General features: G+C 37.8%; 18 protein-coding genes. 2 read left to right on the top strand and 16 right to left on the bottom strand.

Annotation, left to right across the window (positions count from 1 at the left end; genetic code table 11):
* Window positions 1-16 precede the first annotated feature (16 nt).
* From AC106S_RS18685 to AC106S_RS18665, 5 genes are all read right to left on the bottom strand, one after another.
* Window positions 17-925 (bottom strand): glycosyltransferase family 2 protein, encoded by a 909-nt coding sequence (locus AC106S_RS18685; RefSeq protein ID WP_482441185.1) that lies wholly within the window; start codon window positions 923-925, stop codon window positions 17-19.
* A gap of 33 nt (window positions 926-958) precedes the next feature.
* The gene (locus AC106S_RS18680) at window positions 959-2380 is read right to left on the bottom strand and encodes a hypothetical protein (protein ID WP_482441184.1); all 1422 of its coding nucleotides are present in this window, start codon (window positions 2378-2380) and stop codon (window positions 959-961) included.
* A 188-nt stretch (window positions 2381-2568) separates the two neighbouring features.
* Complete coding sequence (locus AC106S_RS18675) at window positions 2569-3789, bottom strand: glycosyltransferase family 61 protein (RefSeq protein ID WP_482441183.1); 1221 nt, start codon at window positions 3787-3789, stop codon at window positions 2569-2571.
* Between the two features lie 75 nt (window positions 3790-3864).
* Window positions 3865-5052 carry a glycosyltransferase family 4 protein gene (locus tag AC106S_RS18670; RefSeq protein WP_482441182.1) on the bottom strand — a complete coding sequence of 396 codons (1188 nt, stop codon included), beginning with the start codon at window positions 5050-5052 and terminating at the stop codon, window positions 3865-3867.
* On the bottom strand, window positions 5049-6026 hold the full coding sequence (locus tag AC106S_RS18665) for a WaaS/CpsH family glycosyltransferase (protein WP_482441181.1): 978 nt from the start codon (window positions 6024-6026) through the stop codon (window positions 5049-5051). Before AC106S_RS18665 ends, AC106S_RS18670 begins: the two co-directional genes overlap by 4 nt.
* 59 nt (window positions 6027-6085) lie before the next feature.
* Between AC106S_RS18665 and AC106S_RS18660 the strand changes: the two genes are divergently transcribed.
* Window positions 6086-7165: a glycosyltransferase family 4 protein gene (locus AC106S_RS18660; RefSeq protein WP_482441180.1), complete on the top strand. Its 1080-nt coding sequence runs from the start codon at window positions 6086-6088 to the stop codon at window positions 7163-7165.
* Here AC106S_RS18660 and AC106S_RS18655 read toward each other — a convergent pair.
* The 11 genes from AC106S_RS18655 to pdxA all read right to left on the bottom strand — a co-directional run bounded on the left by AC106S_RS18655 (window position 7162) and on the right by pdxA (window position 16653).
* Window positions 7162-7905, bottom strand: a complete 744-nt coding sequence (locus AC106S_RS18655; RefSeq protein WP_482441179.1) for a polysaccharide deacetylase family protein — start codon at window positions 7903-7905, stop codon at window positions 7162-7164. The two genes, AC106S_RS18660 and AC106S_RS18655, sit on opposite strands and share 4 nt — an antisense overlap.
* A gap of 227 nt (window positions 7906-8132) precedes the next feature.
* Entirely contained in the window at window positions 8133-8888 is a 756-nt protein-coding gene (locus AC106S_RS18650) for a glycosyltransferase family 2 protein (RefSeq protein WP_482441178.1), read from the bottom strand.
* Entirely contained in the window at window positions 8888-10135 is a 1248-nt protein-coding gene (rocD, locus tag AC106S_RS18645; protein WP_482441177.1) for an ornithine--oxo-acid transaminase, read from the bottom strand. Before rocD ends, AC106S_RS18650 begins: the two co-directional genes overlap by 1 nt.
* Window positions 10136-10324: 189 nt before the next feature.
* Entirely contained in the window at window positions 10325-11155 is an 831-nt protein-coding gene (locus AC106S_RS18640; protein ID WP_482441176.1) for a hypothetical protein, read from the bottom strand.
* A gap of 108 nt (window positions 11156-11263) precedes the next feature.
* Entirely contained in the window at window positions 11264-11671 is a 408-nt protein-coding gene (gene tssD / locus AC106S_RS18635; protein WP_482441175.1) for a type VI secretion system tube protein TssD, read from the bottom strand.
* Between the two features lie 309 nt (window positions 11672-11980).
* Window positions 11981-12532, bottom strand: coding sequence for a YdcF family protein (locus AC106S_RS18630; RefSeq protein WP_482441174.1), 552 nt, complete (start codon window positions 12530-12532; stop codon window positions 11981-11983).
* Between the two features lie 79 nt (window positions 12533-12611).
* On the bottom strand, window positions 12612-13967 hold the full coding sequence (gene accC / locus AC106S_RS18625; RefSeq protein WP_482441173.1) for an acetyl-CoA carboxylase biotin carboxylase subunit: 1356 nt from the start codon (window positions 13965-13967) through the stop codon (window positions 12612-12614).
* A 94-nt stretch (window positions 13968-14061) separates the two neighbouring features.
* On the bottom strand, window positions 14062-14547 hold the full coding sequence (accB, locus tag AC106S_RS18620; RefSeq protein ID WP_482441172.1) for an acetyl-CoA carboxylase biotin carboxyl carrier protein: 486 nt from the start codon (window positions 14545-14547) through the stop codon (window positions 14062-14064).
* A gap of 127 nt (window positions 14548-14674) precedes the next feature.
* Window positions 14675-14878 (bottom strand): 50S ribosomal protein L32, encoded by a 204-nt coding sequence (gene rpmF, locus AC106S_RS18615; RefSeq protein ID WP_007843326.1) that lies wholly within the window; start codon window positions 14876-14878, stop codon window positions 14675-14677.
* Between the two features lie 67 nt (window positions 14879-14945).
* Complete coding sequence (locus tag AC106S_RS18610; protein ID WP_482441171.1) at window positions 14946-15476, bottom strand: YceD family protein; 531 nt, start codon at window positions 15474-15476, stop codon at window positions 14946-14948.
* A gap of 85 nt (window positions 15477-15561) precedes the next feature.
* Entirely contained in the window at window positions 15562-16653 is a 1092-nt protein-coding gene (pdxA, locus tag AC106S_RS18605; protein ID WP_482441170.1) for a 4-hydroxythreonine-4-phosphate dehydrogenase PdxA, read from the bottom strand.
* Window positions 16654-16701: 48 nt separating this feature from the next.
* On the opposite strand from pdxA, the gene AC106S_RS18600 reads away from it, so the two are divergent.
* A complete protein-coding gene (locus tag AC106S_RS18600; RefSeq protein WP_482441169.1) occupies window positions 16702-17286 on the top strand; it encodes a riboflavin synthase in 585 nt (194 codons plus the stop codon).

Raw genomic sequence — 17286 nt, 5'->3', positions numbered from 1 at the left:
GTTTTCTAGCTTCATCTTATTTTTTTAGCATCAGCAGCTTAAAGAAAAGAACCGGATTTTTGTATTTGATCCTGTATTTTTCTTTCTTCCATTCCAGCTGAAGTTTTTCTTTTTCGGCTTCTGAACGGGGATCAGACAATAAAACTTCATATTTGAAATGAAGGAGCTGCAGACGGTATTTCTGGTAAAGCTGTTTATCTGCTTTAATATAATCAAGATACTTTCCTGTCACTTTTTTATAAGAATCTTCCATCAGCTTCCAGTTTCTTGATAAACTGGTTGGGAGCATTCTGTAATAGAATAACTTTTTATCGATAAAGCCCACCCTGTATCCTTTTGAGGTAAGGCGGAGGTTCATGTCCCAGTCTTCAGTATTGATGTTTTCGTCGAACGGATATTGTACCAGAAGCTCCCTTTTTACAAAAGTTCCGACGTTGGCGGTCCTGTTTTCAGCAACATTTTCGTGGAAAAAATTCGTCATGCTGTCTATTACTCTTTTCTTTTCTTTAGGAGTATAGACTTCTGTTATTTTATCCTCAGCCTGGTAATATCTATACCCATCTGAAAGGATAAAGTCAACAGGATTTTTTTCGATGAAAGCCACCTTCTCCGCCAGGCTGTCCTCCGTATACCAGTCGTCTCCGGAAAGAAGGGAAACATATTCTCCCGAAGCCTGTGCAACTGCTGTATTGATATTTTTGGCAACCCCAAAGCTTTCAGTATTCCTGATCAGCTTATAATGTTGCGTAAACTGTGAAAGTATCCGTTCTGCATTTTCAAATGTTTTGTCTGTGGATGCATTATCCAGAAGAATGATCTCATAGTTGGGATAAGTCTGTGAAATAGCAGACAGACAGGCCTGCTCAATAAACTTTTCATGGTTCATTGTGATGATAACAAGACTTACAGGAGGTAGGGTATTCATAACGGGTATGAAAAATTTTTATTTGGATTAAAATTAAGGACGTATCCTGTATATAAAATAATAATATTCATCCGTGGACTTTCTTACTAAAGCGGGTTGCCTGGCTTGAAGTGAAAAGTATTTGTATATTTTTTCTTCAAAGTCAAGTCTTGGTATAAATTTATGGTAATCTTTTGAAATAAGAATGATATAATCAGGATCTGTTTGTTTCAGATAAGATAGATAGGCATTCCAGTCTTTATTTTTTTTAGTTAATAGCAGGGTGGCATTATTCAGTCCCCAGGTATCATATAAATAACAGTCTGAAAAATAAGCTATTGCTCCGGCATCTGAATTAAGTACCCTGAATTTTATATCTTCCTCTAACGATTTTTTCTTCAGATATTTACCAATATACATAGGTCCTTTCTTTATAGCTTCTAAATAGGGGCCTACATAAAAAGCCCTATGCATATCCAGATACTTGTAATAATTAAAGATACCTAAAATACATAGTACAAACAACGCAATATTTATTTTTTTATTTCTTAAAATATGGATGTCTTCATATCCTAAAAAATAAATATAGTATACAAATAGCGGGTATCTGTAACGGTCAAAGAAATTCATTATTTCATCTATGAAAAAAGAATAATAGATGATGAAGAAAAATAAAGGTGCATAGAATATCAATCTGGTTTTATAGTTTTTAAGAGCAAATACAAGAATTGGTGAAAAGATAAGGGTGACAGAAATGAAATTCATTACTTTTTCAAATGAAAAGTCCCGGATATTTTTCAACAGAAACGGAAGCGGGATCAATACATCATAATAATAAGCCGTATACATGAAGTAAATCGATATGGAAGCCAGTAAACATAAAGCTCTTTTCAAAAATACTTTACTGAAAAGTTTAGTATCGATTACAAAGAAAAATGTAAATATAACAGCTTCTGGTCTGATGAATGGCAAGATAAAAGCCAGTAAACAGCCTATATTCTGATCCCTGTATTTAAGAAAAAGGAATAGAGTTGTTGCAAAGAAAACAGTTTCCAAGCCATGAGAAACCTGAAAAGCTGACCAGACACTGAATAAAACAGAAAATAGAAATATTAATCCCTTACGGAGAATAGATTGATGCGTCCTGAAACTTTGAAGCAAGAATGAAAATACAATGACGATAAGTATAAAGCTAATTCCTTTATTGATGTAAATGGGATTGGTAATAGATTCAAAATTAAAAGACAGGCTTTGAATAAGCATCCATAAAATACTGGTCTGTCCATTCCCCTGAATTGTATCCGCCGGATTGTACCAAGGCTTTCCTTCCTGAAAGAAATGTTTAGAATAGGTGAGAGTAATGTATGAATCATCAAGAAAAGTATCCCTTAAATTATATATGAAATAAAATAATATAGATAAAACCAGAACTGAAAGTAAGGTTAATAGAATATTATTCTTTGTATTTTTTACCATAATAATGTTTCTGGCTCATTACAGCAGAATGTATTTTTCATGATGTATTAAAACCGATATACCACTTTTAAACCTCTAAAAGAATATTCAGTATGTTTCTATTGATTTTGTATCCTCTGATCTGTGTAAAGTTTCTCACTTTTAGTGAAAAACATATGCAAACCTTATGATTGTTTTAATAAAGATTTTTATAAATGAAGTATTTCTTCCAGCTTTTGGGCAAAAATCTCCGGATCCAGTCTGTAATCTTCATGGAAGCCTTCTTCGTCCTGAGGATAGATATAGAAGTTCAGATCGAATTTCATTTCCGCTGCCAGAGTAGAGAAAATAGGAAAGTCTCCCCATACGGCACTGTACCAGGAAAGTCCTTTAGCTCCAGGATTGGCAAAGATCAGATTCGTCCATGCCGCACCACTCGGACCAATGATGTACTCTGCATTATTCACCATATAGATCTGTTCATGAATGTTCAGGTCCTCAAAGAATACTGCCTCAAAACCATGTTTTTTCGAAACATCCAGAACTTCTTCTTCATTATATTTTCTGAACTTAGATTTTCGGGCAATAAATATCCTTTTCACAGGCTGTACCTGTACTTTACTCATATCCAGGCCGTCAAAGCAGATCTTTCTCAGGTATTGAAGAGACTCTTTTGATATTTTAGCAAACCGTGCATCATATTTTTCCCCCGGCATAATATTCGGGACTGCATAATTGATGCTGGTGATGTGCCACAGTTTTTTAAATTGATAATAGTTTTTATCGTGGTTAAGGAATACAATCTTATAATCCTTCAGAAAGAAATGTAACAGCTCTTTCAGATTTTCAACTTTTTCCACATCCGAATCTACAATAATCAGTTTGTTTTTGGCATCCGGAATATGGTTGAAAAATTCAATTTTTGAAAGGATATCAATCAGGAAATGATAATAATTGAATGTAAACGTTCCCCCAAGAAAAATAGCTTCGTCATCATAATAGATGTTCTTATGATTCTTTACCTTAGCCAGTGTCATAGAGTGCTGCATCAGATTCACGGTGTTGTACACATAAATGATCCTGTCATCATCATGCCATCTTTCATAAAAGATCTTCTGCTTTTTGATGTCTAAAAAGTATGTGGAATCAGGAATACATAACACATTCTGAAGTGCAAAGATTTCCACTTCATTTTTAGGTGTTTTTACAGAAACCTGCTGTGACCCGAATGTTTTGGGAAGATAAAGATCTCCTTCATGCTTTTCCTTTATTTTGATTCTTTCTGCACAATATTCAGCAGGAATAGAATCCAGCGGTAAAAAATCAGTGACAAGCCTTTTGGCTTTTCTGAAAAATGATTTGATATAATATTTTCTCCTGAGTGCTTTAAGCTCAAGCTCTAAATTCTCAATTTGTTCCTTTGCATTCATATTCTGTAACTTGGATGACCGCAGATCATGTATCACATTTTCACAGACCCTGTAATGGACAGGTAAGAGGTATTTCTACATTATTTCCTGATAAAAACTGATGGTTTGATCCACCATTCTGTTGATCCCAAAATCTGATTTCACCGATTTCCTGGCATTCAGAGCCATACGGTTTCTCAGATCATGGTCTTCAAAAATAAGACTTATCCTGTTGTGAAAGTTGTCTTCATCAGCAATAAAGCCATTCACAGAATCCTGTATCACCTCTTTAAAAGAATCTATGGCGGAGCATACAACAGGTTTCCGGATAGCCATTACTTCGAGCAAAGATAAGCTAAAATTTTCACCTTTGGATGGGAAACATACCACTTCAGCCCTGTTGATCAGGTCTACGATTTCTTTTCCGTTTCTGTTACCCAGGAAGTGGATGGAATCTCTTATTTCTTCTTCTGCAACATGCTCTTTTACATAATCCGGATAATGATTGGGGCGGCCTATAAAATGAAGGGAAGCTTCAGGGTAATCTTTTTTTAATCGGATAAACTCCCGGATCATGGTGTCAGCTCCTTTTTCAAAGGTGACATTTCCCAGGAAAAAAACAGATCTGGGAATAATCCCGATGGTTTCATCAGGGGCATAGAATTTTTCATCCACACCGTTATAAATCAGTCTCGGATTTTTAATATCAAAAAGGCTTTTGTTGATCTTTTCGTTGTATCTGGAAATCGTAATGATATTCTCCGATTTCCTGAAAGCTTCTTTTTCGCAGAAAATACGGCCTTTGTGTACTTTTTTATATCCGAAATATTTTTCAAGTACAGACCATGAGCCGTGGCAGCGTATCACATAAGGTATATTCTGAGGGATGGCGAGTGCCAGTCCGTCAAAATCGTGGGTTTCGGCAACGTCAAAATGAAGGTTGTTTTTTCTGATCCAATCGCTTATTTTATCCGATATGGCTTTTTTTTCGGAAAGGTAGAGTTTAAAATGAATGGGTTCCAGTACTTTCAGCTTTCCGGTAAAAGATCTCATAAGTTCAAGCGCAGGGCTGGATTTGAAAATATCTTTAATGGAATGAATCGTTACCCCGTCTTCCCGGATATCGAAAGCATATCTGGAGATCAGGAAAACATGTACTGAAATACCTCTCTTTACGAGTTCTCCGGATAAATTCTTATAAAAAGTACCTGTTCCTCCTACTTTTGGGGTCCGGGAACATTTGTACTCTTTGGTTACAATAAGTACATGTTTTATTTCTTTCATGAATTCAGTTTAAAAACAGTATCCACCCAATGATCCAGGGTGTACTTATAATAAACTGCTTCCGGAAGCTTTTCGTATGGTGTTTCAAAAAAATCTTTTTTCACATTACTGAATTTTTTATTCAGCAGCAGAATATTATTGGGATTATAAAAATCGTAACTGGCAATAGTGGGATTATCTGTAATGATCTTTTTTTCCAGAGCCATCGCTTCAAAAATCCTGAAACTGAGCCCGGTCTGATCAGCCCGCATCAGGTCCAGAACTACTTTTGTGTTCTTATAGTAAGAGGGCAGCGCATGATGCGGAATCTTTCTTCTTCCAAACTTAAGTATTTCTATATTTTTTTTGTCGAAGATCTGATTCAGCTTATTTTTCCATCCCTTCTTACCCACCATGTACACTTCAAACTTTACTTTCAGCGAACAGAGCCTGTTGATGAGTACATTTAAGGCGGATAATCTCTTGTGGTCATAGGAAGAGACATAAAACAGATCCAGTTTGGGATTCTGTTTTTCTGCCGGAAGATATTCCAGATAATTATAATTCGTGATCTTTTCGAATCCGAAGTTTTTTACGTCTTCATCATCAAAAGAAAAAACCGTATCAAAATAATGCAGAAGATGAGTGGCAGGGTTCCTGGCCATACTGTCGTAGAGGTAGGCAATATTACGGTCAGTGTATTCCCTGATCTTCCGGTGTATTTCTTCATCTATGGCTTCAGGGTTGATTACAAGGATCTGATCCTGCTTTCCTATTTTTTCAAGAGATTCGAGTATGAAATTTTGTCTTTTATGATATTTCGGATTTTTGCCTAAGAAAATTTTGCTGAAAGTGTTCTTCAAACGTTCACCCGTGTTTTTATGGGTGAATGCTCCGATGTTGATATGGCAGGCCTGAATGCCTCTCTCATTCAGTTTATCCACGATATGCTCATCATAGTGCCAGAAATCGAAACTAATTAAACAAATTTTCATAGTGCAAAAATAAAAAATTCATATTTAAATTTATATTTTTGGCGAAAAGCCCTTCTATAATGAGAAAGAAAATTCTTATCGATGCCGAAAGACTGAAATATCCAAAGTCGGGAATTGCCAATGTATGCACTTCCCTGATCAGGGGATTGGATGAGAAAGTATCTGATTTTGAGTATTCTCTTTATGGTCCCGCGAAAAATATGCCCGTAACGAAGAACAGGTTTACGGTTATAAACTGGAAGTTCTGGCAGAAAAAAATTCCTGTCAGTACCGGATCTTTTTCGCTCATCCATACCGCTCACCAGCTTTCCGATTACTTTCATCAGATAAAAAACGGGCAAAAAAAAGTGGTTACTCTTCATGATCTTAATTTTCTGCATGACAACAGTTCCGGAAAGAAGGTCAAAAAGAGTACCAGACTCGTCCAGAAAAATATAGGAAATGCAGATGCCATTGTATGCATCTCGGATTTTGTAAAGGAAGATTTCCTGAAAAACAAACATCTTTTCACGCTGAATAAGGATGTAAGGGTTGAGGTCATATATAACGGACTGATCTTTCCCGAAATTACAGATTTTAATTCTAAAAATAAATACAGCTTCATAGGAAAAAAATACATTTTGAATATAGGTGTGCTTTTTCCCAAGAAAAACCAGGACGTACTGCTGGATCTTCTGACAGAAAACGACAGGGATCTTGTGCTGGTAACTTCTTCTGCCAAGTCGGCCTATAAAGAAAAGTTTTTAGAAAAAACGAAAGCTTTAGGTTTGGAAAGCAGAGTGCATATTCTTGAAAATGTGGATAATAATGATAAGTATTTTCTTCTTCAGCACTGTGAATCCTACTGTCATCCTTCGTTGGCCGAAGGTTTCGGAATTCCGCCTGTGGAAGCCATGTATTTTGGAAAACCTGTTTTTCTGAGCAGATTAACGAGCCTGCCGGAAATAGGAGGAAATCTTGCTTTCTATTTTGATGATTTTTCAGCAGAAAAGATGCAGCAGGTATATGCATCAGGAATGCAGACGTATGGCGCAAGAGCAGGCGAATATGCATCAGAACTGAAAGAAAGAGCCCTGAGATTCGGCTATACGGAAATGGCAGATGCTTACGAAAAACTGTATAGCAGCCTTTTGAATTAAAGTTTAACTTTTCCAAGTCTCAGTTTCCATTTGAAAAGATCAAAACTGTCCCCTCCTTTGATATCGATTCTCTTGATCTCGAATTTATTTTTCCACGGAAAATAGGCTATATTATTTCCGATACGTACAGCTGAGGTTATACCTGTATTTTCCAGCATGGCAAAAAACTCTTTCTTAGCTTCTCCTTTTTTGGGAAACTGCCCGTAAGGATAGGCCAGAACTTTGGTAAATGGTATTTTGTTCTCTTCAAGAGTACGGATGTTTTTCTGAAGGTCATCTGAAGCTTCCTGAAGGGTAAGCTGTGAGTAATTTCTGTGGGAATGGCTGTGAAGAGCGATCTCTATGAAATCGGTATTTAATGATCTGATCTCATCAAAGGTCATCAGTTTGCGCTGTTCACTTACTTCATCTTTCTGGATAAGTTCTGTGGGTATAAAAATGGTGGCTTTCAGCTGATACTTTTCAAGCAAAGGAATCATATACTGGAGGTTGTTGAGGTAGCCGTCATCAAAAGTCAGGATCAGTTTACGCCGGGTAGTTTTGTTGGCTTCCAGTTCGTTGAAAAACAGTGTGGTATAGTTGTTTTTAATATACTGAAGCTGTTCCTCCAGATTTTCAACGGAAACGGCTAATGCATCTTTTCCGGAGATATTTTTCCCAGGTTTAATTTTATGATACATCAGAATACGGATGCTTTCTGCCTTTGAAAATCCAAGTATTCTCTTAAAGAATCTGAACATGGTTATGTGAATTTAAGATCCCGTTAATTTTTTATGGAATTCAAAACATATAAAAGTTCCGGAGATCCATATTGTGCTTTTTTGTTTGGTGTACATTATACTCTTCAAATTTAATTAAAAATTGAAGGCATCAGCTTAAAAATATATTAAAATAAGGGTTTGTGGGGATGAATGACAGACAGCCACAGTAAAAACCGCGGCTGTCTGATATTGTTTTCTGAGAATCTTTACTGGTTTCTGAGAATCTCATTGATCTTAATATATTTAAGAAAAGTGTAAAAGGCTCCGGTGATGGAAATATAGAATCCTGCCACCCCGTCCATAAAACCCAGTTTGAAAAAATAGGTCTTTATGAAATTAAAAAAAGGAGCAAATACAATTTTAAACAGGGATACTTTTTTACCGTTCGCTATCTTCTTTTCTGCCATCAGCTGTGTGTAGTTATTGATCTTTTCAATGTGATGGGCAATACTTTTGTAGGTGTAATGGTTGATGTTTCCCGGAAGTTTTCCTGTTTTATCCAGGGTGATGAAACTTTCATGAACCAGATCATCGGAATATTTTCCATGTCCTTTCTTAAAAAAGCGCTCTCTCCATACCGTTCCCCAGCCTCCGTACCGGATTATTTTCTTCAGCAGGATATTGTTGAAATGAATTGTGTATACTTTATAAGCGGGATCACTGCTTTTCAGAATATCTTTAATAGCCTGTACGGCTTCTGCATCCGGAACTTCATCAGAGTCCAGAAACAGGATCCATTCGCCGGAAGCCTGTGCCAGTGTGTAGTTTTTCTGGTCACCGAATCCTTCGAATTTTTTTTTGATAAACTTTACTTTTGGAAACCCGGTACAGATCTCCTCAGTTTTGTCCGTAGAAAAAGAATCAACGATAATAATCTCATCTGCGATGTCATAAACGCTTCGGATACTTTTTTCGATGATTCTTTCCCCGTTAAAAATAATATAACAGACTGATAGTTTCATTAACGAAATTCTGTGATCGTTTTTTCAATGATTTTTACGCATTCTAAAAGCTGTTCTTCAGTAATTACCAATGGCGGTGCAAGCCTGATGATGTTTCCGTGGGTAGGCTTGGCCAGAAGACCGTTTTCTTTTAACTGAAGGCAAAGGTTCCATGCAGTGGAACTCTCCGGAGTATCGTTAATCAGAATAGCATTCAGAAGACCTTTTCCTCTTACTTTGGTGATAAGGTCGTTTTTTTCGATGATCTTTTCGATCTCTGCTCTGAAAACCTGCCCCAGATGTTCAGCTCTTTCTGACAGTTTTTCATCAGCTACTACGTCTAAAGCAGCCACAGCCACAGCGCAGGCAATAGGATTTCCTCCGAAAGTGGAACCGTGCTGCCCAGGTTTAATAACATTCATGATATTGTCGTTGGCCAATACTGCAGATACAGGATACATTCCTCCTGAAAGGGCTTTCCCTAAAATAAGAATATCAGGCTGTACATTTTCGTGATGACAGGCGATCAGTTTTCCGGTTCTTGCGATTCCGGTCTGAACTTCGTCTGCAATGAAAAGTACGTTGTATTTTTTACATAATTCAGAAGCGTTTTTCAGGAAGTTCTCATCAGGAACATAAACTCCTGCTTCTCCCTGGATAGGTTCAACCAGGAAAGCCGCGATATTTCCAGCCTCTCTGCTTAAGACGTCTTCCAAAGCAGCTGTATCATTATAAGGGATTTTAATAAATCCAGGGGTGAAAGGACCGTAGTTCCGGTTGGCATCGGGATCATTGGAGAAAGAAACAATAGTGGTGGTTCTTCCGTGGAAATTATTTTCACAGACAATAATCTTCGCGGCATTCTCAGAGATACCTTTTACCTCGTAGCTCCATTTTCTGGCTAATTTCACAGCGGTTTCCACTGCTTCAGCTCCGGAATTCATAGGAAGAACCTTGTCAAACCCAAACAGGGTGGTGATCTTCTGTTCATACTCTCCCAGTTTAGAATTGTAAAAAGCTCTTGAAGTTAACGCCAGTTTCTGTGCCTGGTCTACCAGCGCTCCTACAATTTTGGGGTGAGAGTGTCCCTGGTTCACAGCAGAATATGCTGAAAGAAAATCATAATATTTCTTGCCTTCCACATCCCATACAAAAACGCCTTCTCCGCGGTCAAGAACTACGGGAAGAGGGTGGTAGTTGTGCGCTCCGTGTTTGTCTTCAAGGTCAATAAAATACTGTGAGTTTTTTGTTGTTTCTGCTGTTGACATATGTTTTGGTTTTTGACAAATTTAAGCAATATTAATGAGATGCATCAACAAAAGTGGAATAGTGCGGAGGCCTGAAATTAAAGTATATTTTAAGGGCGAATGAGAGTGTGTCAGTAAATATTTCTTGGTCTCAACAGATCATGCAGGTATTATATCTTTATGCAGCCTTTTTTCACTTGTGAAAATTTTTTATAATGAAATGTATTCTGTTTTCTGAATTACCGTACTGGTTTTCTTACCACCGGTTGAAGTGATGCAGGACGATATATTACCCTGATCATCATAATTGATGCTGCTGGTAACGTTTATTCTGGTTTTATCAGGATAAACGGAAACCGTTTCTACTGCGTTTTTCCTGTGATCATATGTGATGAGGGTAGTTTCCTGAACTCTTCCATTCTTTTTGTTAATGATAAGATCAGGTCTGTCTTTCAGGCTTTTATACTGATATACGGTTGAAGAAATATCGGATGGCTGGTCTGTATAATAGCTTTTTACCTCTCTGATCTGATGGTCCGCGGTATAGTTACATTCCAGGATAAAATTACTTCTGACTGATTGGATGATATAGCCCTGTTTATTGTAATGATATTCTTCAGTTTCGTCAATTTCATTTTTATTGTCTTCATATTTTCCATAACTGCTCTTCCGGATGAGTCTGCCCGTGCTGTCATAGGAAAATACTTCCTTTCCGGTTCCGTCAGAACTTGTAATGCTGTCCAGCCTGCCATTGTCATAATGATAATAAACTGTGAGTTCATCTTCTTTTTCCCTGTGAAAACTGTTTTTGAGAAGAAGACCCGTATCAGAAAAATAAAGAGTCCGGTAGTCCTGTTGAGCTGCTTTATCTGAATAAGAAGTCGTGATTTCAACCTTTTTAACATTCGATTGCAGCCCATGATCCTGTAAAGTTACAGGAGGTCTGAAAAGGAGATTCTGCCTGAGAACGGAATCGTCCGGTTGTTGTGCCGTAATGAATACACACAGAAAAGCGGAAAAGAACAAGTGCAGTCTGTTCATTAAGGGGCGGGTTATTAGTTTGATGTATTTCAGGAGTGCTGTAAAGATAAAAAAAACAGAACGGCGATTGCCATTCTGTCTTTGTTAGTTTTTAATATAAAGCGGCATTTATGAATTTGGCCAGTCTCCGTGGAAGGAAGCTGTTCCAAGATCAATCTGTTCTGCACTTACTACAAAACTGATGTACATACTGTTGTTATCTATTGCATCGAAATCTACTTCGTGCTGGATTACATACCCGTTGTTCCACTTTAATGTTGTAAGTGTTCCTTCTTCATGAGACTTGTTAAAGGTAACTTCTCCTGTTGTAGGCTTATACTTTCCGTTCAGCAAACTTTCCAGAATGTCTGACTTTTCAGTAGCTTCTACCGTAATTTTGATAAGGGCGTTGGAAGGGTCTGATGCTACACGTCCTGAAACGTCCGTAGATCTTGATACACTGTAATTCAGTTTTAACAGTTTCTGACCGTCTCCCCCGTTGAATTTTAAAATTCCTCTCGAATTTTTTTCTGCCATGATTTGTAAATTTTTATGGATTAATATTCTGTGATTTGATTTCTTATGTCACCAAAAATAGAAGTAATTTCGGTAGGAAAAAATAAAATCAGTATAAATTTTAAAAAGTGTAGTAATAGTGCGACTAACAACTGTTAGGTAAATTGAGCTTTGTGAATCAGATATTTATGTGAAAGGAAGTGGGGTAGCAGTTACGGAGATCCTATGGGCAGGAAGGTTGAGCCAATTTGTATATCTGATCTGAAAATCCGGTAAAACAAAAACAGATTTTAAAACAGTACAGTCCTGAATTTTTATTTGTAACCGCTTTTATAAATAATACGCAAAAAATTCCCTGAAAACAGAATAAAGATCCCTTACTTCAAAATAGGCAGGGCTGGAACTTTCAATGTTTTTGAAATGATGTTTCCTGAACAGTTTTTTTATCCGGGTCTGATGATAAAACTGTGATACGGAAATGATCGTATCATATTGTAAGCTGTCTGCTGTTTTCAGGGTATTCACAACGGTCTTTTCAGTGTCATCCCCAAAGTTATCCACAAGAATGTCAGCCGGGGGAATTTTATTCTTAACAAGGTATTTTTTCATTTCCGTACCTTCCCAATAGCCTTCTTTGCCGAGACCACCGCTTACCAGAATATTTCTTACCTGTTTTTTCCGGTACAGTTCAATACTTTTATCCAGTCTTGCCCTTAGCCGCAGCGAAAGAGTTCCGTCTTCATTCACTTTATTTCCGAATACCACGGCAAGGTCAGCTTTCTGCTTTGCATCCGTAAGCCCATCATAAGTAATATAAAGTGAGTGAATAAGAAACCAGGCCAGGCCTGAAATCAGCATATATTTTACAGTTTTTTTCAGCATGATTTTCTCAGTTGAATAAGAACAAAAATAAAAAACTGCCTCAAATAGAGACAGTTTAAAGTTTTTATTTTAAATAATCTTAGTGATTATCATATTTTCTATCCATTACAAAATCTTCCATGAATTTTGTCGTATAGTTTCCTGCAAGGTAATCTTCGTTATCCATCAGTTGTCTGTGGAAAGGAATGGTTGTTTTTACTCCTTCAATATAGAATTCCTCAAGAGCACGTCTCATTTTGGCAATCGCTTCTTCACGGGTCTGAGCCGTAGTGATCAGCTTGGCGATCATAGAGTCGTAGTTGGATGGAATGGTATATCCTGAATAAACGTGAGTATCCACTCTGATCCCGTGTCCGCCGGGAATGTTTAATCCTGTGATCTTTCCGGGAGACGGTCTGAAGTCAGCATAAGGATCTTCCGCGTTGATTCTGCACTCAATGGAATGTAATTTAGGATAATAGTTGATTCCTGAAATAGGAGTTCCCGCAGCAAGAAGGATCTGTTCTCTGATCAGGTCATAGTCAATTACCTGTTCAGTAATAGGGTGTTCTACCTGGATTCTTGTATTCATTTCCATGAAATAGAAATTTCTGTGCTTGTCTACAAGGAACTCGATAGTACCTACCCCTTCGTATCCGATGAATTCAGCAGCTTTTACAGCAGCCTCGCCCATTTTCTCACGAAGCTCATCTGTCATGAAAGGAGAAGGTGTTTCTTCCGTTAATTTCTGGTTTCTTCTCTGTACAGAACAGTCTCTTTCAGAAAGGTGGCAGGCTTTACCGTATTGGTCTCCCGCAACCTGGATCTCGATATGTCTTGGCTCTTCGATCAGTTTTTCCATATACATACCTCCGTTTCCGAAGGCTGCTACGGCTTCCTGAATAGCGGATTCCCAGTGGTCTTTAAGGTCTTCAGCCTTCCAGACTGCTCTCATTCCTTTACCTCCACCACCTGCGGTAGCTTTGATCATGACAGGGTATCCTGTTTCTTCAGCAATTTTTACTGCGTGCTCATAGGATTCAATCAACCCGTCAGAACCCGGTACACAAGGTACACCGGCAGCTTTCATCGTTGCTTTGGCATTGGCCTTGTCACCCATTTTTTCGATCTGCTCAGGAGAAGCACCAATAAACTTAATGTTGTTTCTCTCACAGATTCTGGAGAAGTTGGCATTTTCAGATAAGAATCCGTAGCCTGGGTGAATAGCGTCAGCATTGGTAATTTCCGCTGCTGCAATAATGTTAGGGATTTTAAGGTATGAGTCTTTGCTCATCGCAGGGCCAATACAAACCGCTTCATCAGCAAATCTCACGTGAAGGCTGTCTTTATCCGCAGTAGAGTATACCGCAACGGTTTTGATCCCCATTTCTTTACAAGTACGTAAAATACGCATTGCAATTTCGCCACGATTGGCGATTAATATTTTTTTGAACATCTCTCCGAAATTTTAAATTATAAATTTTGAATTTTAAATTATTTTAAATGAAAAAAGTTTCACCTAAAATTTATAATCTTTAATCTAAAATTCCTTAAGAAGGATCTACTAAGAATAATGGCTGGTCATATTCTACCGGAGTAGCATCATCTACCAGGATCTTAACGATCTTACCGCTGATCTCAGATTCGATCTGGTTGAATAATTTCATTGCTTCGATTACGCAAACCGTTTTTCCGATGGAAACTTCATCTCCTACATTTACGAATACATCTTTATCCGGGGATGGCTTTCTGTAGAAAGTACCGATCATTGGAGACTTGATCGCTACATATTTGCTGTCATCAGAAGCTGCCTCTGCTTTTTCAGCCGGAGCTGCTGCCGGAGTAGCTGCCGCCGGTGCAGGTGCTGCTACTGCCTGAGGAGCGGTGTGGTAAACAGCAGGCTGTGCATATACTGCGTCGCTTCCCGCTAATGGAGTTTTAATAGTGATTTCGAAATCTTTAGTCTTGTATTTTACTTCCGAAACTTCAGCTTTGGATACAAACTTGATAAGATTCTGTATGTCTTTAATGTCCATAAATTTGATATTTGATTTTGGGCCAAAGATACCAAAAAAACATAAAAAACAACAAAAAACCGCCTAATTTTATCAAAATTGAGCGGTTTTTGTATTAAAATGAGGCTTTTTCAGCGAAAAGCGACTCTTAGTTTTCTTCAGTAGTTGCTACTTCTTTTTCCAATACTACTTTACCTCTGTAGTAAAGTTTTCCTTCATGCCAGTGAGCTCTGTGGTAAAGGTGAAGCTCTCCTGTTGTTGCATCTTTAGCTAATTGAGGAACTACGGCTTTGTAGTGAGTTCTTCTCTTATCTCTTCTTGTAGACGACTGTCTTCTCTTTGGATGTGCCATTTTGTAATAACTTTTTTAATTGATGAGCGATGAGATTCATCATCTCATCATATTTAAATTATTTTATTTAATTATTGTCTCTTAACTTTTTCAAGGCATCCCAACGGGGATCGCTTTCATGTTCTTCCTCTTCTGTTTCCTCAATATCTTTCGGGCCGAACTGATCAAGGAGTTCCAGATCTTCATCACTTACATTCGGTGAAAGTTTTTTCATCGGGATAGAAAGCTGTACATTTTCGTAAATCAGCTGTGCCGCATTAAAGGCATGGTCTCCCGCCGGGATTGTGATTACATCTTCTTCGCTGTCATCATATTCTTCCCCGAATTTTACCAGAACCCTGATCTGGTTTTCAATAGGATAGTCGAATGCTTCATTGGTAATATCACAAATCAGCTCCACTGTTCCATGTACTTTGATCTCAAACTCTAAAAAAGTAGTGTGTTTTTCTAAAAGAATATCCACTTCTATTTTAGGATTTGTAAATTCCTGTTCAGTGTCAAATAATTGAAAGAACGTTTTATCTATCTCAAATTTGAACTCGTGCCTTCCGTTTTTTAGTCCGGAAAAGCTTACGTCATAGTTTCTTAACTTGTCCATAAAATGAGTGTGCAAAAATATGCATTTTTTTTATAATAACAAATAAAATCCATCACAAATTAATTTTAAAATTTGTTTTAACGGTTTATGCTTCAGTTTCCTCTGGAAGATCCTCGTCTATTCCATTATCAACAGCCATTTTTCGCGGCTGCAGACGGTTGTTCATCAGATCATTGTATTCACTTCTGTTTTTAAAAATCTGGATGGCAGTAAAGATCGCTTCCGTAAAACTTTGCTCATCTGCTATGTTCTTTCCTGCAATGTCATAGGCTACGCCATGGTCAGGAGAAGTTCTGATGAACGGTAGTGCCGCAGTATAATTTACCCCTTCTTCATAGGCCAGTGTTTTAAAAGGAGCGAGCCCCTGATCGTGATACATTGCCAGAACTGCATCAAAATTCCTGTATTTGTTGGGCTGGAAGAAACTGTCGGCAGGAAATGGTCCGAAAGAAAGGATACCATTGTCTGAAAGCTCTTTTATTGCCGGCTGAATGATCTCAATTTCTTCAGTACCTATAACGCCTCCGTCTCCTGCATGAGGATTAAGTCCCAATACTGCAATTTTCGGTTTCTGAATGCAGAAATCTTCAATTAATGTCTGGTTCAGGGCTCTGATCTGCTTTTTGATCTTTTCTTTTGAAATATTTTCCGCTACCTGTGCAATAGGAATATGGTGCGTGGAAACAGCAACTTTTAAATCGTCGGTTACCAGGAACATCAGTCCTTTTTTGCTGAATTTTTCTTCAAAATATCCCGTATGTCCGGCATGCTTAAAGCCCATTTTTACCATTTCATCTTTGTTGATAGGAGCGGTGACAAGAACATCAATATCTCCTTTCATTAAAGCTTCAGTCGCCATTTCCAGGGAATCAATGGCCATTCTGGTGGATTCTTCCGTAGGAACTCCCAGTTCCACATTCACATTTTCTTTGGTAAGGTTTACCATATTCAGCTTTCCGCCCTGAGCCTGTGAAGCTTCATTGATGTAATTGAAGTTCAGATTGAGTTTGAAAATATTTTTCTGATAGGTAAATAATTTTCCCGAACCAAAAATCACCGGAGTGAAAAAATCCGTAATGGTTTTGTCTTTCAGAGACTTCATAATGATCTCAGGACCGATGCCATTGAAATCACCGATTGAAATTCCTACTCGTACTTTATGGTTTTTTGGGCTCATTTTGATTATCTTTGAAGATTATAATGTACAAATTTAGCAAAAAATAATATGTTCACAGGAATTATTGAGGCAGTAGGCGTAATTGAAAAGATAGAAGAAAAAGGAAGCAATATAGATTTTACCCTTACATGCCCGTTTACCAACGAGCTGAAGATAGATCAGAGCCTGGCGCATAACGGATGCTGCCTTACCGTTGTAGAGATTAAGGAAAACCATTATGTGGTAACGGCTATCAGCGAAACATTAGAAAAAACCAATCTTGGAAAATGGGATGTGGGTACGGTAGTAAACCTTGAAAGATGTATGAAGATGGACGGAAGACTGGACGGGCATATTGTTCAGGGACATGTTGATAAAACGGGTGAAGTAGTGGGAATAGAAAATAAAGACGGCAGCTATTTTGTGACCATCCGGTATGAGGATGACGGAAATTTTGTAACCGTTCCGCAGGGATCAATTACCGTAAACGGAATCAGCCTTACAGTGGCAAAAAGCGAAGAGAAACAGTTTTCAGTAGCTATTATTCCATATACCTGGGAATTTACCAATATGCAGCATCTCAGAACAGGAGATAAAGTTAATTTAGAATTTGACATCATTGGTAAGTATATTGCTAGGTTAATTAAAAAGTAG

The sequence above is a fragment of the Chryseobacterium sp. FR054 genome, from assembly GCF_056844565.1.
This window is presented reverse-complemented; position numbering and strand designations above follow the sequence as displayed.